17 protein-coding genes are annotated in these 23,235 nt (G+C 72.6%); 9 read left to right on the top strand and 8 right to left on the bottom strand.

Annotated elements, in window-relative coordinates; all coding sequences use genetic code 11:
- Positions 1-97: 97 nt before the first annotated feature.
- On the bottom strand, positions 98-2,020 hold the full coding sequence (locus ACFVFQ_RS21625) for an ABC transporter ATP-binding protein (protein WP_383418442.1): 1,923 nt from the start codon (positions 2,018-2,020) through the stop codon (positions 98-100).
- 110 nt (positions 2,021-2,130) lie between these two features.
- Between ACFVFQ_RS21625 and ACFVFQ_RS21620 the strand changes: the two genes are divergently transcribed.
- On the top strand, positions 2,131-2,595 hold the full coding sequence (locus ACFVFQ_RS21620; RefSeq protein ID WP_383418440.1) for a MarR family winged helix-turn-helix transcriptional regulator: 465 nt from the start codon (positions 2,131-2,133) through the stop codon (positions 2,593-2,595).
- A gap of 49 nt (positions 2,596-2,644) precedes the next feature.
- Positions 2,645-5,629, top strand: coding sequence for an FAD-binding and (Fe-S)-binding domain-containing protein (locus ACFVFQ_RS21615; RefSeq protein ID WP_383418438.1), 2,985 nt, complete (start codon positions 2,645-2,647; stop codon positions 5,627-5,629).
- Between the two features lie 13 nt (positions 5,630-5,642).
- On the opposite strand, the gene ACFVFQ_RS21610 is transcribed toward ACFVFQ_RS21615, so the two are convergent.
- Positions 5,643-7,064, bottom strand: coding sequence for an alpha-amylase family protein (locus ACFVFQ_RS21610; protein WP_383418435.1), 1,422 nt, complete (start codon positions 7,062-7,064; stop codon positions 5,643-5,645).
- A 342-nt stretch (positions 7,065-7,406) separates the two neighbouring features.
- Between ACFVFQ_RS21610 and ACFVFQ_RS21605 the strand changes: the two genes are divergently transcribed.
- Complete coding sequence (locus tag ACFVFQ_RS21605; RefSeq protein ID WP_383418431.1) at positions 7,407-8,843, top strand: Gfo/Idh/MocA family protein; 1,437 nt, start codon at positions 7,407-7,409, stop codon at positions 8,841-8,843.
- A 68-nt stretch (positions 8,844-8,911) separates the two neighbouring features.
- On the opposite strand, the gene ACFVFQ_RS21600 is transcribed toward ACFVFQ_RS21605, so the two are convergent.
- Both ACFVFQ_RS21600 and ACFVFQ_RS21595 read right to left on the bottom strand, forming a co-directional pair.
- Positions 8,912-10,285 (bottom strand): cation:dicarboxylate symporter family transporter, encoded by a 1,374-nt coding sequence (locus tag ACFVFQ_RS21600; protein WP_383418429.1) that lies wholly within the window; start codon positions 10,283-10,285, stop codon positions 8,912-8,914.
- Positions 10,286-10,462: 177 nt separating this feature from the next.
- The gene (locus ACFVFQ_RS21595) at positions 10,463-11,230 is read right to left on the bottom strand and encodes a hypothetical protein (RefSeq protein WP_383418427.1); all 768 of its coding nucleotides are present in this window, start codon (positions 11,228-11,230) and stop codon (positions 10,463-10,465) included.
- 259 nt (positions 11,231-11,489) lie between these two features.
- Between ACFVFQ_RS21595 and ACFVFQ_RS21590 the strand changes: the two genes are divergently transcribed.
- Both ACFVFQ_RS21590 and ACFVFQ_RS21585 read left to right on the top strand, forming a co-directional pair.
- Positions 11,490-13,490: an ABC transporter transmembrane domain-containing protein gene (locus ACFVFQ_RS21590; protein ID WP_383418425.1), complete on the top strand. Its 2,001-nt coding sequence runs from the start codon at positions 11,490-11,492 to the stop codon at positions 13,488-13,490.
- Positions 13,487-15,271, top strand: coding sequence for an ABC transporter ATP-binding protein (locus ACFVFQ_RS21585; RefSeq protein ID WP_383418422.1), 1,785 nt, complete (start codon positions 13,487-13,489; stop codon positions 15,269-15,271). The genes ACFVFQ_RS21590 and ACFVFQ_RS21585 overlap by 4 nt, the downstream gene beginning before the upstream one ends.
- Positions 15,272-15,384: 113 nt before the next feature.
- On the opposite strand, the gene ACFVFQ_RS21580 is transcribed toward ACFVFQ_RS21585, so the two are convergent.
- On the bottom strand, positions 15,385-16,176 hold the full coding sequence (locus ACFVFQ_RS21580) for a metal-dependent hydrolase (RefSeq protein WP_383418419.1): 792 nt from the start codon (positions 16,174-16,176) through the stop codon (positions 15,385-15,387).
- Positions 16,177-16,447: 271 nt separating this feature from the next.
- Between ACFVFQ_RS21580 and ACFVFQ_RS21575 the strand changes: the two genes are divergently transcribed.
- The 3 genes from ACFVFQ_RS21575 to ACFVFQ_RS21565 are packed head-to-tail and all read left to right on the top strand — an operon-like array spanning position 16,448 to position 20,182.
- Positions 16,448-18,961, top strand: coding sequence for a DEAD/DEAH box helicase (locus ACFVFQ_RS21575; protein WP_383418416.1), 2,514 nt, complete (start codon positions 16,448-16,450; stop codon positions 18,959-18,961).
- A 49-nt stretch (positions 18,962-19,010) separates the two neighbouring features.
- A complete protein-coding gene (locus ACFVFQ_RS21570) occupies positions 19,011-19,883 on the top strand; it encodes an acyl-CoA thioesterase (protein WP_383418413.1) in 873 nt (290 codons plus the stop codon).
- 44 nt (positions 19,884-19,927) lie between these two features.
- Positions 19,928-20,182, top strand: coding sequence for a hypothetical protein (locus ACFVFQ_RS21565; protein WP_383418411.1), 255 nt, complete (start codon positions 19,928-19,930; stop codon positions 20,180-20,182).
- Between the two features lie 338 nt (positions 20,183-20,520).
- Here the strand turns inward: ACFVFQ_RS21565 and ACFVFQ_RS21560 are convergent, their stop codons facing one another.
- Complete coding sequence (locus ACFVFQ_RS21560) at positions 20,521-21,411, bottom strand: DUF6397 family protein (protein WP_383418409.1); 891 nt, start codon at positions 21,409-21,411, stop codon at positions 20,521-20,523.
- 72 nt (positions 21,412-21,483) lie between these two features.
- The gene (locus tag ACFVFQ_RS21555) at positions 21,484-21,903 is read right to left on the bottom strand and encodes a roadblock/LC7 domain-containing protein (RefSeq protein WP_383418407.1); all 420 of its coding nucleotides are present in this window, start codon (positions 21,901-21,903) and stop codon (positions 21,484-21,486) included.
- Between the two features lie 164 nt (positions 21,904-22,067).
- On the opposite strand from ACFVFQ_RS21555, the gene ACFVFQ_RS21550 reads away from it, so the two are divergent.
- Positions 22,068-22,496: a PPOX class F420-dependent oxidoreductase gene (locus tag ACFVFQ_RS21550; RefSeq protein WP_383418405.1), complete on the top strand. Its 429-nt coding sequence runs from the start codon at positions 22,068-22,070 to the stop codon at positions 22,494-22,496.
- Positions 22,497-22,554: 58 nt separating this feature from the next.
- Here ACFVFQ_RS21550 and ACFVFQ_RS21545 read toward each other — a convergent pair whose 3' ends face one another.
- Positions 22,555-23,151, bottom strand: a complete 597-nt coding sequence (locus ACFVFQ_RS21545) for an ATP/GTP-binding protein (RefSeq protein WP_383418403.1) — start codon at positions 23,149-23,151, stop codon at positions 22,555-22,557.
- Positions 23,152-23,235: the final 84 nt, after the last annotated feature.

Genomic DNA, 23,235 nt, shown 5'->3' with positions numbered 1-23,235 from the left:
GTCACCGCACCCCGACAGCCCCGCGCAGCGGCTCGGCCCCGCGCAGCGGACAACAACTCGGCCCGCCCCGCGCAGCGGACACCGCCCGCCGCAGGCGCTACGGCGGGGAAGCCAACGACGTGGGCTGAGACTCGCCCCGCGGCACCGCCCCGCGCAGCGGCTCGGCCCCGCGCAGCGGCTCGGCCCCGCGCAGCGGCACGGCGGGGCAGCCGACAACGTGCGGCGCCGACCCCTGGGCGTCACGACGAACCAACGCCGCATAGCGGCCACCCGCGGACAACAGCTCCTCATGGGTGCCGCGTTCGGCGATCCGGCCGCCGTCGAGGACGACGATCTGGTCGGCGTCCCGGACGGTGGACAGGCGGTGCGCGATGGTGAGGGTGGTGCGGCCCTCGGAGAGCGCGTCGACGGCCTTCTGGACGGCGTGTTCGGTGCGGGTGTCCAGCGCGCTGGTGGCCTCGTCGAGGACGAGGACCGGGGGGTCGCGCAGGATGGTGCGGGCGAGGGCCAGGCGCTGCTTCTCGCCGCCGGAGAAGCGGTAGCCGCGCTCGCCGACGACGGTGTCGTAGCCGTTGGGCAGGGCCGCGATGTGGTCGTGGATCTGGGCGATCCGGGCGGCCCGTTCGATCTCCTCGTCGGTGGCGTCGGGCTTGGCGAAGCGGAGGTTCTCGGCGACCGAGGCGTGGAAGAGGTAGGTCTCTTGGGAGACCACGCCGACCGCGTCGGCCAGGGTGTCGAAGCCGAGGTCGCGGACGTCGGTGCCGTCGAGGGTGACCCGGCCGCCGGTGACGTCGTACAGGCGTGGGACGAGGTAGCTCAGGGTGGTCTTGCCGCTGCCGGTCGGGCCGACGACGGCGAGGCTGGTGCCGGCCGGGACGGTCAGGTCGATGCCGTCGAGGGTGGGGGCGGCCTCCGGGTCGTAGCCGAAGGAGACGTTCTCGAAGCGGATCTCGCCGCGCGGGGCGGGCAGTTGGACGGGTTGCGCGGGTTCGGTGAGGGCGACCGGCAGGTCGAGGTACTCGAAGATGCGCTGGAAGAGCGCGAGCGAGGTCTGCATGTCGACGCCGGTGGACAGCAGGGAGACGGTGGGGCGCAGCAGGCCCTGCTGGAGGGTGACGAAGGCGACCAGGGTGCCCAGCGAGAAGGTGGGGCCGCCGAGTTGGAGGACCAGGCCGGCGGCCCAGTAGATGAGCGCGGGCATGGCGGCCATGACGATGCCGATGGTGGCCATCCGCCAGCGGCCGGCCATGCTGGCGCGGATCTCCAGGTCGACCAGGCGCTCGGACTCGGTGGCGAAGTCCTTGGTGAGGGAGTCGGCGCGGCCCATGGTGCGGCCGAGCAGCACCCCGCTGACCGAGAGCGACTCGGTGACCATCGCGGACATCGCGGCCATCTGCTTCTGCCGCTTGGTGGTGATCTTCTTGCGTTCGTTGCCGACCCGGCGGCTGACCCAGACGAAGAGCGGGAGGAGCAGCAGGGAGACGACGGTCAGCCGCCAGTCGAGGGCGATCATGGCGACGACGGTGGCGGTGACCGAGGTCAGGTTGGAGACCAGGGACGTCGCGGTGGAGGTGACGGTGGCCTGCATCCCGCCGATGTCGTTGGCGATCCGGGACTGGACCTCGCCGGTGCGGGTGCGGGTGAAGAACGCCAGCGGCATCCGCTGGAGCTTGGCGTAGACGGCAGTGCGCAGGTCGTGCATGACGCGCTGGCCGACGGTGGTGGAGATCAGGGTCTGGAGGACGCCGAAGACGCTGGTGGTGATGGCGGTGGCGATCATGCCGAGGGAGAGCAGGGTGAGCAGGCCGGTGCGCCGGTCGGGGATGGCGACGTCCAGGACCTCCCGGAGGAGGAAGGGGGAGGCCACCGAGACCAGGGAGGACGCGGCGACGAGCAGGCCGACCAGGGCCAGCCGGCCGCGGTAGGGGTGGAACAGCGCGAGGATCCGGCGGAGTTGGACCGGGGCGTCGGGGTCCTTGGGCGGCGGGGTCCAGTCCGGTGCGGGCGGTTCGGGACGCATGGGCTCCTTCGAGGGGGCGGGAAGCGGAAGGCCGGGCGGAGGGGGACTTTGCCGAGCCTAGCTCATTGTTACCTAGACTCACAATGAATCTTGTCCTGTACCCTGGGGCCATGTCCTCCCCCGAGCCGTCGGTGAGCGGCACCGAAGCCAACGTGGCCGAGCAACTGGTGCGACTGACCCGTCGGATGCACCGCAGCCAGCGGCGCCACATGGCCGACCTGGATCTCGCGTTCACCCCCGCGCAGTCCCGTCTGCTGCGGATCGTCGGCCACTGCCGCGACGCACCGCCACGGATGGCCGACCTCGCCGAGCGGCTGGAGGTGGTGCCCCGCGCGGTGACGACGCTGGTGGACGCGCTGGAGGCGAACGGCACGGTGCGCCGGGTGCCCGATCCGACCAACCGCCGAGTGGTGCGGATCGAGCTGACCGACACCGGCCGGTCCGCGCTGCGGGCGTTGCGCGGCGCCCGTCGGGCCGCCGCGGAGGAGATCCTGGCCCCACTCACCGCCGAACAGCGCGCGGAGCTCGGCGGCCTGCTGTCCACCCTCGTCGACGGTCCGGGCGAACCGCACTGACCGGGCCGCCCGGCCCACCGCACTGACGCACCGTCAACCGGAGGTCACCGTGCCCCTGCTGGAGCCCACCCCCGAGGCCCTGCGGCCCACCGCGACCCGTCCCGCATCCGACCGGGTGCCCGAGCGGCTGGCCGGCGGCACCCCCGAACCGCTGCGCGCCGACCTGGTCGCCCTGCTCGGCGCGGACAAGGTGCGGCACGGGGTCTCGGACCTGGTCCGCTACGCCTCCGACGCCAGCCCCTACCGCTTCGTCCCGCAGGTCGTGGTGGTCGCCGAGACCGCCGACGACATCGCCGCGGTCTTCGGCTACGCCCGCGCGCACGGCCGCCATGTGGTCTTCCGGGCCGCCGGCACCTCCCTCAACGGCCAGGCGCAGGGCGAGGACATCCTCGTCGACGTGCGCCAACACTGGTCCGGCATCGAGGTGCTGGACGACGGCGCCCGGGCCAGGATCCGGCCCGGCACCACCGTCCTGCGGGCCAACGCCACGCTCGCCCGCCACGGCCGGCTGCTCGGCCCCGACCCGGCCAGCGCCATCGCCTGCACGGTGGGCGGCGTGGTCGCCAACAACGCCTCCGGCATGACCGCCGGCACCACCCGCAACTCCTACCGCACGCTGTCCTCGCTGACCGTCGTGCTGCCGTCCGGCACCGTCGTCGACACCGCCCACCCGGACGCCGACGCCCGGCTGGCCCGGGCCGAACCGGTGCTCTGCACCGAGCTGTTGGCCCTCAAGGCGGAGATCGAGGCGGACCCGGAGCTGGTCGCCCGGATCCGCGCCAAGTACGCGCTGAAGAACACCAACGGCTACCGCCTGGACGCCCTTCTCGACGGGCGGACGCCGACGGAGATCCTGCGCGGCCTGATGGTCGGCTCCGAGGGCACCCTCGGCTTCATCGCCGAGACGGTCTTCACGACCCTGCCCCTGGACCGGTGCACCTCCACCGCGCTGCTGTTCTTCCCCACCCTCGCCGCCGCGGCATCCGCCGTCCCGCGCTTCAACGAGGCCGGCGCCCGGGCCGTGGAGCTGATGGACGGCAACACCCTGCGCGCGTCGGTCAGCGTGGCCGGAGTGCCCGCGGACTGGGCCCGGTTGCCCAAGGAGTGCGCGGCGCTGCTGGTGGAGTTCCGGGCGCCGGACGAGGACGGGCAGCGGGCCCAGGAGGAGGCGGCGGCCCGGGTGTTGGCGGGGCTGGAGCTGGTCGCCCCGGTGCCGTCGGTCGACAACGCCTTCACCCGGGACGCGGCCACCATCGCCGGCTACTGGAAGGCCCGCAAGGCGTTCGTCACCGCGGTCGGCGGCTCCCGGCCCTCCGGCACGACGCTGATCACCGAGGACTTCGCGGTGCCGCCGGCCCGGCTTGCCGACGCCTGCACGGCGCTGCTGGAACTCCAGGCCCGGCACGGCTTCGACGCGGCGGTCGCCGGGCACGCCGCCCACGGCAATCTGCACTTCCTGCTCGCCTTCGACGCCGGCGACCCCGACGACGTGGCCCGCTACGCCGCCTTCATGGACGCCTTCTGCCGGCTGACCGTCGAGCGCTTCGACGGCTCGCTCAAGGCCGAGCACGCCACCGGCCGGAACATCGCGCCGTTCCTGGAGCTCGAATGGGGGCCGCGGGCCACCGCGTTGATGTGGCGGATCAAGGAGATCGTGGACCCGCGGGGCATCCTCGCCCCGCGGATCCTGCTCGACCGCGACCCGCGGGCGCATCTGCGCGGGCTGAAGACCATCCCGCGGGTCGAGGCGATCGCCGACCCCTGCATCGAGTGCGGCTTCTGCGAACCGACCTGCCCCAGCGAGGACCTCACCACCACACCCCGCCAACGCATCGTGCTGCGCCGCGAGATGCTGCGCCAGCCGCCCCGCTCCGCGGTCAACGACGCCCTGCTGAGTGCCTACGGCTACGACGCGGTCGACACCTGCGCCGGCGACTCCACCTGCAAACTGGCCTGCCCGGTCGGCATCGACACCGGCGCGCTGATGAAGGACTTCCGGCACCGGCGGCACTCCCCGCGCGAGGAGCGGATCGCCGAGCGGGCCGCGCGGCACTTCGCGACCGTCGAGCGGGCGGCCCGGCTGGCGGTGGCCGCCGCGCACCGGCTCGACGACCGGCTGCTGACCTCGCTGACCGGTGCCGCCCGCAAGGCCGTCCGCCCCGACCTGGTGCCGAAGTGGCTGCCCCAACTCCCCGGCGCCGCGGCCCGCCAGCTGCCCGCGACCCGCCGGCCGGGCGCCACCGCCGTCTACTACCCGGCCTGCGTCAACCGCATCTTCGGCACCCCCGCCGACCACCACGGCCCCTCCCTGCCCGAGGCCGTGGTGGCGCTCGCCCGCCGCGCCGACCGCCCGGTCTGGATCCCCCCGGACGCCACCGGCACCTGCTGCGCCACCATCTGGCACTCCAAGGGCTACGAGCGGGGCAACCGCCTGATGGCCAACCGCATCGTCGAGGCGGCCTGGGGCTGGACGGCCGGCGGCCAACTCCCGCTGGTCGTGGACGCGTCCTCCTGCGCCCTGGGCCTGGCCCGCGAAGTGGCCCCGTATCTCACACCGGCCAACCGCACGTTGCACGCCGAGCTGACCGTCGTCGACTCGATCGTCTGGGCCGCGGAGCTCCTGCCCCGCCTGGAGATCGGGCGCACCCTCGGCTCCGCCGTCCTCCATCCCACCTGCTCCATGCAGCACTTGGGGGACGAGGAGCAGCTACGGCGGATCGCCGAGGCGTGCGCCGACGAGGTGGTGGTTCCGGACGACGCGGGCTGCTGCGCCTTCGCCGGCGACCGCGGCATGCTCCATCCGGAACTCACCGAGTCCGCCACCGCGCGGGAGGCCGCGGAGGTCACCGCCCGCCACTTCGACGCCCATCTCTCGGCCAACCGCATGTGCGAGATCGGCATGGACCACGCCACGGAGGGCCGCGGCTACCACTCGGCCCTCCTGACCCTGGAGTGGGCGACCCGGCCAGATGCCAGCCCGCCCGGCAACAGCCTCAGCCCGTCCGGCAACACCCCCAGCCCGTCCGGCGGTTGAGGACGAGCGAGCGTCAGCGAGCGATATGCAGCGCCACGGCTCCGTGCGCCGGCACCGTGATCACCGCCGAGCCATCCCCGCCGACACTCACCTCGTGCCCGCCACACGCCTTCGGATCCCCCGCGACCACGTCGCAGTACGTGCCGGCCGGCAACGACGTCGCAAACGTCCGCTTCACTTCCCCGTCCCCGCCGTTGAGGGCGACGAACCCCGCCGACCCCCGCCCGAACGCAATCGCATTGCCCCCGTTGTCCCACCAGTTGGTCAGCCCCGCCGACCCCACCGCATTGCGGAACCCCACCATCCCGGTGATCTCCCGTTTGGCGTGCTCGCCGGTCCACGCGTTGCTGCCCGACGGCGGCGGGCCGGCGTCCTTGTCGGTCCAGGTGTAGCCGGAGTAGACGTTGGGCGAGCCGTAGGGCGAGGCGAGCATGAAGACGTTGGCGAGGGTGTAGGCCGCGCCGTCCTTGTAGCTGAGGGTGGAGCCGTTCCGCTCGGTGTCCCAGTTGTCGACGAACGTACGGGCCTTGTCGCTGCCCAGCTTGCCGTCGGCGACGGACTTGAGCTGGGCGAGGTTGCCGCCCTGGAAGGCGCTCTTGAGGTGGGTGCCGTAGCGGAACTCGTCGACGTCGCCGGTGCCGGTGTACTCGTCGGGCTGGACGGCTTCGCCCGCGCCGTAGACGACCTCCTGCACCCAGTAGCCGGGGTCCTTCATCTTGCCCTTGATGGCGGCGAGGTCGGTGGCGGCGATGTGTTTGGCGGCGTCGATCCGGAAGCCGTCCGCGCCCAACGACCGTAGGTCGTCGAGGTACTTGGCGAGGGTGGTGCGGACGTAGTCGCTGCCGGTGTCGAGGTCGGCGAGGCCGACCAGTTCGCAGTTCTGGACGTCGGAGCGGTTGGTGTAGTCGGAGATCGGCTTGCGGCAGGTGTGGAAGTCCCAGTCCTGGTAGGAGCCGGGGTAGTTGTACTTGGTGTACTGGGTGCCGCCGGTGCCGGTCCCGGAGCCGGCGGACATGTGGTTGATGACGGCGTCGGCGATGACCTTGACGCCGGCGCCGTGGCAGGCGTTGACCATCGAGGCGAACGCGGTGCGGTCCCCGAGCCGGCCGGCGATCTTGTAGCTGACCGGCTGGTACGAGGTCCACCACTGGTCGCCCTGGATGTGCTCGGTGGCGGGTGAGACCTCCACGTAGCCGTAGCCGGCCGGGCCCAGTTGGTCGGTGCAGGCCCGGGCGACGTCCGCGTACTTCCACTCGAAGAGGGTGGCGGTGACGGTCCGGTCGCCCGGTGGGGTGGCCTGCGAGGGCCAGGGGGCCAGGACGGCCAGGCCGACCGCGGTCACCATCCCGGTCAGCGCCCCGCCCAGAACGCGGGCCCGGCGTCGGGCGGTTGGGCTTCCGTGTCGCCGTGCGGGACGGCTCCTGCGTCGTTGCATCGTTGCGGCTCCTTCGTCATGGGGCACGGGGACCGCGCCCACGAGAGCAGCCACGCGCCAGGCCGCCATGGGGGGATTTCCGTTCCGGAGCCTGCCTTTTCGTGCGTGGACACGTCAAGATGTTCAGCAAGGCTTTTCAGGCTCTTGCGAAAGGCGCTGACGGTGGCGGGCGGAGCATCGCGCCTCGACCTCGACAGCCGGGCACTCGCCCCTGCGCGGAAAAGTCCAGCTACGCGCACCAGGAGTCCAATGTGCCCTCTTGTGCCCCAGGCCGCCCAACCGCCAAGGTCCTCACCGAGGTTCACGACTGTCCCGCGTACGATCCGCTCCTTTGGAGGACCGATGCACGAGGCACCACCGCAGAACCAGGAGCCCGAGGAGGCCGGCCCCAGCCGCCGCTCGGTGCTGTGGACCGCCGGCGCGGCGGGCGCCGCCGGGCTCGGACTCGCCGCCCTCGGCACCGGCCCGGCGGCCGCGGCCGCCCCCGGCGCGGCCGACACCGCGCAGGCCGCCGCGACCGCCCCGAAGCCGCAGGGCAAGACCATGATCGGGGTGCCGTTCGCACCGCGCAGCACGGTCCGGGTCGGCATCATCGGCCTCGGCAACCGGGGCGGCAGCATGATCGACCTCTTCCTCGCGGTACCGCACGTCCGCGTGGTGGCGCTCTGCGATCCGGTGAAGGAGAAGGTCGCCAAGGCCGTCGCGAAGGTCACCAAGGCCGGCCAACCCGCCCCCGCCGTCTACACCAACGGGGACCTGGACTTCGAAAACCTCTGCCGCCGCACCGACATCGACTTCGTCTACGTGGCGACGCCCTGGGACTGGCACTTCGAGATGGCGAAGACCGCCCTGCGGAACGGCAGGCACGTCGGCACCGAATGCCCGCTGGCGCTGCGCCTGGACCAGCTCTGGGAACTGGTGGACCTGTCGGAGCGCACCCGAAGACACTGCCTCCAGTTGGAGAACTGCTGCTACGGCAGGAACGAGATGCGGGTGCTGCGGATGGCGCACGCCGGCCTCTTCGGCGAACTGCTGCACGGCGCCGGGGCGTACCTCCACGACCTGCGGGGCCTGATGTTCGACCCGAAGTACTACGAGGGGCCCTGGCGCCGGCTGTGGCACACCCGGCTGCGCGGCGACCTCTACCCCACCCACGGCTTCGGTCCGGTCGCCAACTACATGGACGTCAACCGCGGCGACCGGGTGGTGCGGATCGCCAGCTTCGGCACGCCCGCGCTGGGCCTGGCCGCGTACCGCAAGCAGCACATGCCGCCCGGCGACCCGAGTGGGAAGGAGTCGTACGTCGAGAGCGACCGGACGGTCAGCCTGGTGCAGACGGCCAAGGGCCGGGTGATCCGCCTGGAGCACGACGTTTCCACCCCGCACCCGTACAGCCGGATCAACAGCCTCGGCGGTACCAAGGGGGTCTTCGAGGACTACCCCGAGCGGATCTACCTGGAGCCGGACCAGGGCAACGACGAGTGGGGCGACTTCGGCAAGTACGCCGAGTGGGACCACTGGTTGTGGAAGGAGCACGCCAACCCGCCGGGCGGTCACGGCGGGATGGACTACATGCTGGTCTTCCGGCTGACCCAGTGCCTGCGCCTGGGCCTGGTGCCGGACTTCGACGTCTATGACGCGGCGACCTGGTCCGCGCCGGTGCCGCTGAGCGACCGCTCGCTGCGGGCGAAGGGCGTGCCGCAGGAGATCCCGGACTTCACCCGGGGGCTGTGGCACAAGGCGCGGTCCGGGGTGGACTCGCCCAAACCGGCCGAGTAGCGGGGGACTTGGCCCCGGCTCGGCTCCGGGGTCCGGTGGCCGGTGGCAGGCCGCCGGACCCCGGTGGGTCACTGCTCGCCGGGGGTGACGGCGGTGCCGTCCGACTTCTCCTGGCCGGCGGGGGCGGGCGTCGCCGGCGGCCGCCCGGCCGGGGCCGCGCCGGCCAGTACCTGCTTCGCCGTCACCCGGTCCAGCGCGCCCTCCCAACGGGAGACCGCGAAGACCGCGACGCAGTTGCCGAGCAGATTGGTCGCCACCCGCATCGAGTCCATGATCCGGTCGACGCCGAGCAGCAGGGCGACCGCGGCGGCCGGGATGACGCCCAGCGCGGAGGCGGTCGCGGACAGCGCCAGGAAGGCCGACCCTGGCACCCCCGCCATGCCCTTGCTGGTCAGCATCAGCACCAGGACGACGGTGAGTTGCTGGCCGAGCGAGAGGTGCACGCCGATGGCCTGTGCGATGAAGAGCGTCCCGACGGAGAGGTAGATGGAGGCGCCGTCGAGGTTGAAGGAGTAGCCGGTGGGCAGCACCAGGCCCACCGCGTCGTCGCGGCAGCCGGCGGCGCGCAGTTTCTGCATCATCCGGGGCATCACCGTCTCGCTCGATCCGGTGCCCAGCGCCAGCAGCAGCTCCTCGCGGGTGTAGCGGACGAACTTCCACAGGCTCAGCCCGGTCACGGCCTTGAGAGCGAGGCCCAGCAGGACGAGGAAGACCAGCGCGACGCCGTAGCAGACCGCGATCAGCTTGCCGTACGTGGCCATCGCGCCCAGCCCGTATTGGGCGACGAGGTGGGCGGTGGCCCCGAAGACCGCGAGCGGGGCGAGGCGCATGAGGTAGCCGACGATGGTGAAGACCACGTCCTGGGTCTGCTCGATCAGCGGCAGCAACTGGGGCACCCGCTTCTGCCCGAGGTGCAGCAGCGCCGCGCCCACCAGGCAGGCCAGGACCAGGACTTGGAGCAGCGCGTTCTCGGCGAACGCGCCGACCGCGCTGTTGGGCAGCGCCTCCAGGACGAACTGGGCGGCGGAGGGCAGCTTTCCGCCGCCGGTCTGGGCGTTCACCGCGCCCTTGTCGAGCGTGGCGGGGTCGATGTGCATCCCCGCGCCGGGCGCGAGGACATTGCCCGCCAGCAGGCCCACGACCAGGGCGGCGCTGGTCGCGACCTCGAACCAGATCAGGGCCTTGACGCCGATCCGACCGAAGGATCTCAGGTCGCCGGCCTTGGTGATGCCGGCGACCACGACGCAGAAGACAAGCGGGGAGATCACCGCCTTGATGAGGCGGACGAAGCCGTCGCCCAACGGCTGGAGCGAGCCGCCCGCCTGCGGCCAGAGGCGTCCTACCAGGACACCGAGCAGCAGGGCGAGCAGGACCTGGGCGAACAGGCTGGTGCGCAGCAGTCGTCCGGCGCGGCGGACGAGGGTTCCGGTGGCGTGCGGCACGGGCACTCCTCCATGGACGGATTTTGGAGTACGGAAGTGGACTTCCGAAGTCCGTCACTATGGTCGGTCGCCGTTCGCGCCGGAAGAGGGCGGTGTAACTTCCGGGAAAATCTTGGAGCTTGATCCAAGAAGGGGCCGGTGACGGTCGCCTCCACCGTCGGCCCGTCGCGCACCGGCTCACCCCGACAGGTGCGCCTTGTCCCCCATCACCACCACCGGCCGCCGCGCCGGATCGAGCCCCCGCAGCAACGCCGCCATCGCCGGCTCGGCCACGCTGATGCACGCCGAGGTCCCGCTCCCGTGATCCACATGGAGCCAGACCCCGCCGCCCTTGGACTGCCCCTGTGGGCGCGTGGGGTCCAACGGGGAGGCCCCCGCGACCCGGTTGTAGTCGATCGCCACCACGTAGTCGAAGTCGTGACGGGTGTTCTTCGACCAGTACGACGGCGGGGTGAAGGCCGCCGAGTGGGTATACGGCAGCCGGGTCCCCGGATTGCCGCGCACCCCGCCGGCGTCGGTCAGCCGGAACACCCCGACCGGGCTGCGCTGATCGTCCTCGTGGTGATCCACCGTCCACCCGCGCCGACCGTTGTGCGCCGGCCAACTCCCCTTGCGCACCCAGTCGTTGCCCTCCCGGTCGTACAGCACCACGGTCGCGTCCGGAGAGTTCGGGCCCGCCCCGTACACCGCGACGACCTGGCGGCTGCCGGCCGGAATCCGGGAGCGCAGCGCGACGCCGACCTCCGGGAGGTCCTTGTGACGGGTGGTGGCCGAGCCCCCGCGGGCCGGACCGCCGGGCCGCTCCCGGGCCCCGGCCCCCTCGCCCTTGGCGTCCCGCCGCCCCTCGCCCCCGTGGCCGGCACCGCAGCCGGCCAGCAGGACCGCCGTCGCCGCGGCCACCGCCGCCGCCCTCATCGCACCGCCCACCGTCCACATGACGCCCATGGTCCCACCTCACCCTGACGGGTCATCCGCCCCCAACGGGTGGGGACCGTAAGGCCGTTCCAACGGCTTAACCACCTTTCTGGGGAAAAACGGTTTGAAGCCGGACCCCTCGACGCGCCACGCTTCCCTGTGCCGCCGCTCGCGCCGGGGCCCGTCACGGCCGGTCGCGAGGGCCGCTCCGGCCTGCCCGCACGGCACCGCACCAGCCGACGCCCGCACGGCCCACCCCTCGACCACCGCGACAACTCCCCTGGACATCATGCGCATTCGTGACCTACCCCATCCCGACCCCGGCGTCCCCGACGTCCGCAGCGGCGGCAGGTTCCTCGCCTGGCTGTGCCGGCAACAGCGCGGCGGGCTGCTCAAGGCCCTCTTCTGGGGGCTGGTGCACATGGGCTCGCTGGCCGCCTTCCCGCTGCCGGTGGGCCTGGCCGTGCAGGCCGCGGTCGACGGCCACGGCTCCCGACTGGCGCTGGCGGGCGGGGTGTTGGCGCTGCTCGGCACCGCGGTCGCGGTCAGCGACATCATGCTGCACCGCGCCTCCGTGACCAACTGGATCGTCACGGTGGCCCGGATGCAGCAACTGCTCAGCCGCAAGACCGCGGAGCTGGGCGGGGCGATGACCCAACGGGTGGCCGCCGGCGAGATCGTGGCCGTCAGCACCGGCGACCTGGAGCGCATCGGCTGGTTCGTCGAGGCGCTCTCGCGGTTCGCCGCGGCGCTGGTGGCCTCGGTCGGCGTCTGCCTGGCGCTCGTCGCCTACCAGCCCACGCTCGGCCTCGTCGTCGCCCTCGGCACGCCGGTCCTGGCGCTGGCCGTGCTGCCACTGCTGCCGCCGGCCACCCGCCGGGCCGACGACCAGCGCGAGAAGGCCGGGCGGGCCACCGAACTCGCCTCCGACACCGTCGCCGGACTCCGGGTGCTGCGCGGCATCGGCGGCGAGGACCTCTTCCTCGGCCGCTACCGCGACGCCTCCCAGGAGGTCCGCCGGGCCGCCGTCCGCAGCGCCCGCATGTGGTCGCTGATCTCGGCCGTCCAGGTCGCGCTGCCGGGCCTGCTGCTGATCGCGGTGGTCTGGTACGGCGTCCGCCTCGCGCTCGACGGCACCATCGCCATCGGCGAACTCGTCACCGTCTACGGCGCGGTGTCCTTCCTGCTGTACCCGCTGCGCCACTTCGAAGAGCTCACGATGTCCTGGTCGTTCTCCCTCCCCTCGGCGGGACGCACGGCCCGCGTGCTGGCGCTGAGCCGGCCGGCGGCGGGCCGACTGACCGCCGCGGAGCCGCCCTCCGGCGACCTGCACGACCCGGTCAGCGGACTGACCGCCCGGGCCGGGCAGTTGACCGCCGTGGTCTGCGGCGACCCGGACGCGGCCGGCCGACTCGCCGACCGACTCGGCGGACATGCGCTGCACAGCGACCCGGTCCGGAGCCCGGATCTCGACCCTGCCGTCGGAGCCGGCGCCGGAGCGGCCGCGCTCCCCGGTCCGCAGACCGGCGAACCGGCCTCGCCGCGCCACGACGGGGGCGGACCCGACCCGGAGCACCACGCCCCGGGCCACCGCAACGCGGACCACCACGCCCCGGCTCGCCGCGATACGGCCAACTCCGGTGCGGCATCGGACCGTTCGCCCTCCGTCGTCCTCGGCGGCACCCCGCTGGACGATCTCCCCCGCGACACCGCCCGGGCCGCGGTGCTCGTCCAGGACAAGGACCCGGTGCTGCTCTCCGGGACGCTCGGGGAACTCCTCGACGTCCCGGCATCCGGCCGGGTGGCCGCCACCGCGGCGCTCGACGCGGCCCACTGCGGCGATGTGCTGGCCGCGTTGGCCCGGGCGTCCGCCGACGAGCGCGACGACCCGATGCGCAGCCGCCTCACCGAACGCGGCCGGTCGCTCTCCGGCGGCCAGCGACAGCGCCTCGCCCTGGCCCGCTCGCTGGTCGCCGACCCCGAGGTGCTGGTGCTGGACGAGCCGACCAGCGCGGTCGACGCCCACACCGAGGCCCGGGTCGCCGACGGCCTGCGGGATATCAGGACGGGCCGCACGACCGTGGTCCTCACCTCCAGCCCGCTGCTCCTGGACCGCGCCGACCAGGTGGTGTTCGTCCAGGACGGCAAGGTCGCCGGCGAGGCCCCGCACCGCGAACTGCTCGTCACCCACCCCGAATACCGCGCCGTCGTCACCCGCGAACCCGACCCCGACCCCGCCCCCGTCGCGCCGGCGCCCCGCGCCGAACCCACCATCGAGGAGACCGCATGATCGGCCTGGCCCCGCCGGAGCAGGACGCCGGCCCGCCACCGACCGCCACCACCCTGCCGGTCGGCTCGCCGGCGACGGTCCGCGCCTATGTCGGCGAGCTGATCCGCCGGCACCGCGGGCCGTTCACCGTGCTGGTCACCGTGAACGCCGTGGCGGTGATCGCCTCGATGGTCGGGCCCTACCTCCTCGGCGGGCTGGTCGAGGACCTGTCGGCGGGCCGCGGCGGTCAGATCCAACTCGGCCGCACCATCGGCCTGTTCGCCCTCGCGCTGGTCGTCCAGACGGTCTTCGTCCGGATGGTGCGGCTGCGCGGGGCGATGCTCGGCGAGCAGATGCTGGCGGACCTGCGCGAGGACTTCCTGGTCCGCTCGGTGGCGCTGCCGCCGGGCGTCCTGGAGCGCGCCGGCACCGGCGACCTGCTGTCCCGGATCACCACCGACATCGACCGGCTCGCCGAGGCGATGCGGGAGGCCGTGCCGCAACTGTCGATCGGCGTGGTGTGGATCGGCCTGCTGCTCGGCGGGCTCACCGTCACCGCCCCGCCGCTCGCGCTGTCCGTACTGATCGCGCTGCCGGTGCTGTTCGTGGGCTGCCGCTGGTACTTCAAGCGCGCGCCCGCCGCCTACCGCTCCGAGGCCGCCGGCTACGCCGCGGTCTCCGCCGTCCTCACCGAGTCCGTGGACGCCGGCCGCACCATCGAGGCGCACCGGATGGGCGCCCGCCGGATCGCCCTGTCGGAGCGCCGGATCCGCACCTGGACCCAGTGGGAGCGCTACACCCTCTCCCTGCGCTCGGTCCTCTTCCCCGTCATCAACGTCACCCACGTACTGATCCTCGGTGCGGTCGTGGTGCTCGGTGGGGCGTTCGTGCTGCGCGGCTGGCTCACCCCGGGGCAGTTGACGACCGGCGCACTGCTGGCCCAGATGCTGACCGAACCGGTCAACCTCGTGCTGCGCTGGTACGACGAGCTCCAGGTGGCCCAGGTGTCGATCGCCCGGCTCGTCGGCGTCCGGGAGATCGAGCCCGAGGCCGCCGACTCCTCGGCGGCGCCCGACGGCCGGGAGGTGCGCGCCGAGAACGTCACCTTCGGCTACCGCGCCGGCGTCGACGTGCTGCGCGAGGTGTCGCTGCGGGTCCAACCGGGCAGCCGGGTGGCGCTGGTTGGCCCCTCGGGTGCCGGAAAGTCCACCCTGGGCCGGCTGTTGGCCGGCATCTACGGGCCGCGGGCCGGCTCGGTGTCGCTGGGCGGCACCGAGCTGTCCACGATGCCGACCGAGCGCGTCCGGGAGCACGTCGCCCTGGTCAACCAGGAGCACCATGTCTTCGTCGGGACGCTCCGCGACAACCTGCTGCTGGCTCGCACCGACGCGGCCGACGCCGAACTCTGGGCGGCGCTGGGCGCGGTGGACGCGGACGCCTGGGCCGGCGCGCTGCCCGACGGCCTGGACACCGAGGTGGGCTCCGGCAGCACGACACTGACCCCCGCCCAGGCCCAACAGATCGCGCTGGCCCGCCTGGTGCTGGCCGACCCGCACACCCTGGTCCTGGACGAGGCGACCTCGCTGCTGGACCCGCGCGCCGCCCGCCAGTTGGAGCGGTCCCTGGGCAAGGTCCTCGACGGGCGCACGGTCGTCGCCATCGCCCACCGGCTGCACACCGCGCACGACGCCGATGTGATCGCGGTCGTCGAGGACGGCCGGATCAGCGAACTGGGCAGCCACCGCGAACTGGTCGCCGCCGGCGGCGCGTACGCGGCGCTGTGGCGCTCCTGGCACGGCTGAGCCATGGACGACGCGTGGTGGCGCCCCGACGTGCAGCGGTGCGCCACCCGCGCACCGCTCCGCCGTGACGCACCGGACGCGACGGATGCGACAGACGCGGCAGACGCGACGGATCAGACGTAGCCCAAGGCCCCCAACGCCCCCATGCCGCCCAGCAACATGAAGACCGGCATCAGCACCTTGATCTCCACCCAGCTCCCGGCCCGGAACCGCATCGGCTTGGGGGTGCCCAGCGGGTACCACCGCTTCCGGCCTATCGGGATGGGCCACAGGATCGGGCAGCCCGAGACGGTCAGCGCGTCGCCGATGTCGTGCACCAGCGCACCCAACATGATCGGCAGGCCCAGCCAGAGGTACTCCTGCCCTGGCTCGGCGAACAGCCAGTTCGCGCCGTTGCCCGGCTCGTCCATCACCTGCGCCAGGATCCACGCCGTCGTGGCGCCGAGCAGCCACACCAGCACGTCGCTGGAGACCCGCGCCGCCCGCCACAGCAGTCCCTCGATGGCGAGCACCATGTGCACGAAGAGGATGCCGAGCACCGCCCAGCGGCCCCCCTCCGTGGCCAGCAGCGACATGCCACCACCGACCAGCACCGCCCACAGCCAGGTGTGGGTCAGCGTCCGGTGGCCGCCGGAGCGGTTCGCGTCGCCGCGCATCTTGGTCGCCTTGTAGGCGGCGTGCGAGAGGGTGTCGACCACTTCGCACAGCCACCGCGACAGCGGCCCGAAGGCGCGCGAGATGGTGGCCGCCTTGTGGTCGAGGTCCGGAGCGAGCGCGGCCCCGGCACAGATCAGCGCACCACTGACCAAGACCGGCCAGGGCATTGGATGCCCGGCGCCGTAGGCCGCCGCTCCCACCCCCAGCCAGGCCGCGGCTCCCGACAGCGAGTGCGCCGGTCCCATCATGGTTGTTCCCCACCCCTTGTTCTGCGCTTCTGATGCCCGGTCGGCAACTCAGCGTAGCGTCAAACGATCTCCGTCCGAGGAGCGGGTGCGGCGGCCCGCCTGCGCCGACGGCAGGGTCCGACACGGTCCGCACGCGTCCGTGCGCGGGGTGTGCGCCCCCTCGTGCGCGGGGGCGCAGAACGGCCTCCCCCGACCGTCGTTGGTCTCCGGTTGATCTCCATCCGGAGCACCGGTTCCCGCATCCGGGTGCCGGGCAGGCAGTATGGGGGGCGTGACCCTCATCGATCATCTGCCGAACACCGCCGACCCCGACGCCCTCTTCGAAGCCTTTTCGGGCTGGGCCGAACAGCAGGGCATCGCGCTCTACCCTGCCCAGGAGGAGGCGCTGATCGAAGTGGTCTCGGGGGCGAACGTGGTGCTGTCCACCCCCACCGGCTCCGGCAAGAGCCTGGTGGCGGCCGGCGCGCACTTCACCGCCCTCGCCAACGACCAGGTCACCTTCTACACCGCGCCGATCAAGGCGCTGGTCTCGGAGAAGTTCTTCGACCTGTGCAAGCTGTTCGGCACCGAGAACGTCGGGATGCTCACCGGCGACGCCTCCGTCAACTCCGATGCCCCGGTGATCTGCTGCACCGCCGAGGTCCTCGCCTCGATCGCGCTGCGTGACGGCAAGCACGCCGACATCGGCCAGGTCGTGATGGACGAGTTCCACTTCTACGCCGAACCGGACCGCGGCTGGGCCTGGCAGATCCCGCTGCTGGAGCTGCCGCAGGCGCAGTTCGTGCTGATGTCGGCGACGCTCGGCGACATGTCGCGCTTCGAGGAGGACCTGACCCGGCGCACCGGCCGACCCACGTCGGTGGTCCGCTCCGCGACCCGTCCCGTGCCGCTGTCGTACGAGTACCGCACCACGGCGATGACGGAGACGCTGACCGAGCTGCTGGAGACCCGCCAGTCGCCGGTCTACATCGTGCACTTCACCCAGGCCGCCGCCGTCGAGCGGGCGCAGGCGCTGATGAGCATCAACATGTGCACCCGCGCCGAGAAGGACGAGATCGCCAAGCTGATCGGGAACTTCCGCTTCACCACCAAGTTCGGGCGGAACCTCTCCCGTTACGTCCGGCACGGCATCGGCGTGCACCACGCGGGCATGCTGCCGAAGTACCGACGGCTGGTGGAGAAGCTGGCGCAGGCGGGACTGCTGAAGGTGATCTGCGGCACCGACACCCTCGGCGTGGGCGTCAACGTCCCCATCCGCACGGTGCTGTTCACCGCGCTGACCAAGTACGACGGGACGCGGGTGCGGACGCTGCGGGCGCGGGAGTTCCACCAGATCGCGGGCCGCGCCGGGCGGGCCGGCTTCGACACCGCCGGCTTCGTGGTGGCGCAGGCGCCCGAGCACGTGGTGGAGAACGAGAAGGCGCTGGCCAAGGCGGGCGACGATCCGAAGAAGCGCCGCAAGGTGGTCCGCAAGAAGGCGCCGGAGGGCTTCGTCAACTGGAACGAGAACACCTTCGAGAAGCTGATCGCCTCCGATCCGGAGCCGCTGACGTCCCGTTTCCGGGTGACGCACACGATGCTGCTGTCGGTGATCGCCCGGCCGGGCAATGCGTTCGAGGCGATGCGGCGGCTGTTGGAGGACAACCACGAGCCGCGCCGGAACCAGCTGCGCCACATCCGCCGCGCGCTCGCTATCTACCGCTCCCTGGTGGACGGCGGCATCGTCGAACGGCTTCCGGAGCCGGACGCGGAGGGGCGGATCGTCCGCCTCACCGTGGACCTCCAGCAGGACTTCGCGCTCAACCAGCCGCTGTCGACGTTCGCGCTGGCCGCGTTCGACCTGCTCGACCCCGAATCCCCGTCCTACGCCCTGGACATGGTCTCGGTGGTGGAGTCCACGCTGGACGACCCCCGGCAGATCCTGGCCGCCCAGCAGAACAAGGCGCGCGGCGAGGCGGTCGCGCAGATGAAGGCCGACGGCGTCGAGTACGAGGACCGCATGGAGCGCCTCATGGACGTCGAGTACCCCAAGCCGCTGGACGAGCTGCTGTCGCACGCCTACGGCCTCTACCGCAAGAGCCACCCGTGGGTCGGCGACCACCCGCTGTCGCCGAAGTCGGTCATCCGCGACATGTACGAACGCGCCATGACGTTCACGGAGTTCACCTCCTTCTACGAGCTGGCGCGCACCGAGGGCATCGTGCTGCGCTACCTCGCCAGCGCGTACAAGGCGCTGGACCACACCGTGCCGGACGACCTGAAGTCGGAGGACTTCCAGGACATCGTGGCCTGGCTGGGCGAGATGGTCCGGCAGGTCGACTCCAGCCTGCTGGACGAGTGGGAGCAGCTGGCCAACCCGGAGGTGGAGACGGCTGAGGAGGCGGCCGAGCGCGCCGACCAGGTCCGGCCGGTCACCACCAACGCCCGGGCGTTCCGCGTGCTGGTCCGCAACGCGATGTTCCGGCGGGTGGAGCTGGCGGCGCTGGACAAGGTCGAGGAACTCGGCGAGATGGACGGCGAGTCCGGCTGGGACGCCGATGCCTGGGGCGAGGCGATGGACGCCTACTGGGACGAGTACGAGGACCTGGGCACGGGCCCGGACGCCCGCGGCCCCAAGCTCCTGCAGATCGAGGAGGATGCCGAGCACGGGCTGTGGAAGGTGCGGCAGACTTTCGCCGACCCGAACGGTGACCACGACTGGGGTATCTCGGCCGAGGTGGATCTGGCCGCCTCGGACGAGGAGGGGCGCGCCGTCGTGCGGGTCACCGAGGTGGGGCAGTTGTGAGGCGGCGGCCTCGGCCGAGGCCGCCGGGGAAGACGACGGAGGGCCACCGGTGACGACGAATCCGGCAGAGAAACTGGTCGATCTGCTGGACCTCGAACAGATCGAGGTCAACATCTTCCGGGGGCGCAGCCCCCAGGAGAGCCTCCAGCGGGTCTTCGGCGGGCAGGTCGCCGGCCAGGCGCTGGTGGCCGCCGGGCGGACCACGGACGGGGACCGCCCGGTCCACTCGCTGCACGCGTACTTCCTCCGGCCGGGCCGGCCCGGGGTGCCGATCGTGTACCAGGTCGAACGCGTCCGGGACGGGCGGTCGTTCACCACCCGTCGAGTCGTCGCCGTCCAGCAAGGACGCACGATCTTCAATCTCACCGCCTCCTTCCACAAGCCGGAACCCGGCTTCGAACACCAACTACCGATGCACCGGGCGCTGCCCGACCCGGAGGAACTGCCCAACGTCGCGGAAGAGGTCCGCGCGCACCTGGGCGGTCTGCCCGAGGCGCTGGAGCGGATGGCGCGCCGGCAGCCGTTCGACATCCGGTACGTCGACCGGCTGCGCTGGACCCCGGACGAGATCGAGGGCGCGGAGCCCCGCAGCGCGGTCTGGATGCGCGCCGTCGGACCGCTGGGCGACGACCCGTTGGTGCACACCTGCGCCCTGACCTACGCCAGCGATATGACGCTGCTGGACGCGGTCCGCATCCCGGTCGAACCCCTGTGGGGCCCGCGCGGCTTCGACATGGCCTCCCTCGATCACGCGATGTGGTTCCACCGCCCGTTCCGCGCGGACGAGTGGTTCCTCTACGACCAGGAGTCCCCGATCGCCACCGGCGGCCGGGGCCTGGCTCGCGGCCGCATCTACGACCGCGCCGGCCGCCTGCTGGTCTCCGTGGTCCAGGAGGGCCTGTTCCGCAAGCTGGGCGACTGACGGGGCCCGGACGACGGGCGGCGTCGAAGTCCTACGCTCGACTCATGGACTTCACCCTCACCGCCGCGGAGCAGGCCACCGTCCGCCAGGTCGCCGCCCACCTGCGGGCCGGCGCGCCCCCGACCGATGACGACCTGGCCGACGAACTGGGCGACGAGACCCGCCCGCTGCTGCAGTCCCTGCTCGACAAGGGCTGGCTGGTCGTCGGCGAGGACCGCACCGTGACCCTGTCGACCATCGCCCGGGCCGTGCTGTGGGAACCGTCGGACCAGGGGGACGCCGGGCAACCCCACCGGTGAGGGCGGGCGGCGCCTCCTGACTCACCGCCCACGCCCCGGGCAGCCACCTGACAGCCACCGCCTCCCCCTTCGCGGCGGCCGGACCGCGTGCCGCGAGGGGGCCCGCCGGACGCCCGGTGACACCGCGGAGATCCGTGAGCGCGCCCTAAGGGTCTGTCCGATGGGTCAGGGTCGGATAGGCCGCGGCGTCTGGTGCAGGGGGCACCTCCCAGCGGTAGCTGGGGGCGCATCGCAAGGCGCCAAAGCGGCCTGATAGCGGAGCTATTGGGGCGGTTTGGCAACGCCGCGAGGTGCCGTGCCAGGCGTCGCGGCCCCGGCCGTGACCCATCGGACAGACCTTAGCCACGAGCGGTGAGGTTTCTGGCCCCGACCGGCCAAGTGGGGGCGTTCCGCAGGCTCGGCGGCCGGCCGGTGCGCCGAGCGGCAGCCGGGCGGGCCCGGCCCGGGTCCTCTCGGCGGGCGGTTTCCAGGGCGCGGGAGAGATTGACGCGATACCACAGCACCTCGTCGAACTCCTCCGCCACCAGGACCCGTTCGAAGGATTCTCGGGCCGCCGGGGTCGCCGTGATCGCGGCGGCGAGGGTGGGCCGGAGCCGGCGCAGCACGGCGCGCTCCAGCGCGTCCTCGGCCACCGACGCCAGCTCCTCCGGTGGCAGGACGGCGGCGATCACCGCCGCCGACTCCCAGGGATCGGCGGTCCGGCCCATGAGTTGGGCGACCCGGCGGCTGCGCCACTGGCGGGCCCGCCAGTCCTGCCCGCTGGTGAGCATCACCCGCATCGCGAGCGGGGTGTTGCCCCGCAGCAGTTCCGGCTCGCGGTCGGCGAACTCCGCGATCTCCGCGGCGAGATAGAGCCAGACCACGGCACCGAAGCGGTTCACATAGAAGCGGACCGGGGCCACGCAGCCGGCGCGGGTGAGCCGCAGCGCCCGGCCGGGGCCGACGCCCATCAGTGCGGCCGCCTCATTGGTGGTGACCGTACGGAGGCGGGTGCGGAGCGTCTCGGGAAAGCCCGGCTCGATCTGGAGGCGGGCGACCTCCTCCGCCGGCACCCGGCGTCGGCCGGGCGGCCCCCCGCTTCCCGGCCGGCCATCGGACCGGGCCGGGACCGTACGGACCTCCCCGAGCTGGGTGGCGAGCTCGAACTCACCGGTCCGCAACTGGAGTTCCTGGGCGGCGCGCCCCGTCGAGAGCGTCTGCTGCCCGTCGCACATCACTGTCACCGTCATGGTGGTTTCCCCCTGCGACTCGTTCGTCGTTCACTGACGGTTACGACGTTAGCCGCTGGCGGTGACAGCGCGTCAACGCTCGCTTCGGGCCTGTGGATAACTCTCCGGCCGGCGGGCCGCGACGCCCAGGTGCTCCCCCACGCGGTTGACCAACAGCGTCATCTCGTAAGCGATCTGGCCCATGTCGGCGTCGGCGCCGGCCAGCACGCAGAGGCAACTGCCGTCGCCCGCCGCCGTCACGAACAACACCCCGTCGTCGTACTCGATCATCGTCTGCCGCACCCGACCGACGCCGAAGTGCAGCGCGGATCCCTTCGCGAGACTGTGCAGTCCGGAGGCGACCGCGGCGAGGTGCTCGGCGTCCGCCCCCGCCAGCTCCTGGCTCGCGCCGGTCACCAGCCCGTCGTTGGACAGCACCAACGCGTGCCGCACCAACTCGACGCGCTTGGTCAGGTCGTCCAGCAGCCAGTCGAGTCCGCTGCTCAGTGCCATGCCGCTCCCTCCCCGTATCCCCGTCCGCGGTCTGACCGGACGGCAGTTCGCGGCCCGTCGACGGGCCGCCGTGCCAGCCTGTCCCACCTCCGCCGTCTCGGCAAGCGGCCCCACAACGGCGTGCCACGTGCGGCGCTGATCGTGCCGACGGCGAGGATTGCGGCATGGCACACAGGATGACGAAGGATGAGTGGCGGGCGTTCCTTTCCGAGGGCACCCGAACCGGAAAACTCTCGACGGTGCGGGCCGACGGCAGCCCGCACATCGCCCCGGTGTGGTTCCTCATGGACGGCGACGAGCTGGTGTTCAACACCGGTCGGGACACGGTCAAGGGCCGCAATCTGGCCCGCGACGGCAGGGTGGCGCTGTGCGTCGACGACGAGCGGCCGCCGTTCTCGTTCGTCGTCGTGCAGGGGACCGCGGAACTGGGCGAGGAGTTGTCGGACGTGCGGCACTGGGCGACCCGGATCGCGGCGCGCTACGTGGGCGAGGAGCGGGCGGAGGAGTACGGCGCCCGCAACGGCGTCCCGGGCGAACTGGTGGTGCGGGTCCGGATCGACAAGGCGGTGGCGCTCGCCGGGGTCTCGGACTGAGGAACGGCCCTGCTGGCCGGCGCCCGCGCCCGGTGCCGGTCAGCCCGCCGGGCCCCAACTACCGGGCGGAGTGCCGCCGCCCGGCGTACTCGACCAGCCGGACCAGCACCTCCTTGCCCGAGTCGCGGTCCCGCGCGTCGCACAGCACGACGGGCGTCCCGCGGCCCAGGTCCAGGGCGCGGGAGACCTCGTCGGCCCCGTAAGAGCCGGCCCCCGGGAAGCAGTTGACGGCCACCACGAACGGCAGGTCGCGGCGCTCGAAGTAGTCCACGGCCGGGAAGCAGTCCGGCAGCCGCCGGGTGTCGGCCAGTACCACCGCACCCAGCGCCCCCTCGGAGAGGTCGTCCCACAGGAACCAGAAGCGGTCCTGGCCCGGGGTGCCGAAGAGGTACAGGGAGAGTCCCGCCCGTATGGTGATGCGGCCGAAGTCCATCGCCACGGTGGTGCTGGTCTTGCCCACCACTCCCCCGGCGTCGTCCACCACCCGGCCCGCCTCGCTGAGTTGCTCCTCGGTGCGCAGCGGCCGGATCTCGCTCACCGCGCCCACCAGGGTCGTCTTGCCCACCCCGAATCCGCCCGCCACTAAGACCTTCAGGGCCATATCGGGGGCAGGGGGCGGGGGCGTGTCCTCCGGGGGCCCTTGTACGGCGTTCATCGGCCGTCTCCTCCAAGGTGCGAGGTCCCGCGCGGCGCGGGCGTGCGGATCCAGGGCACAGCGCTGGGGCCGGCAGCGGCACCG

This window comes from Streptomyces sp. NPDC057743, from assembly GCF_042798755.1.
In the GTDB taxonomy this organism is placed as follows: domain Bacteria; phylum Actinomycetota; class Actinomycetes; order Streptomycetales; family Streptomycetaceae; genus Streptomyces.
Note: the sequence above shows the minus strand (reverse complement) of the source record. Positions and strands in the feature narration are given on the sequence as shown.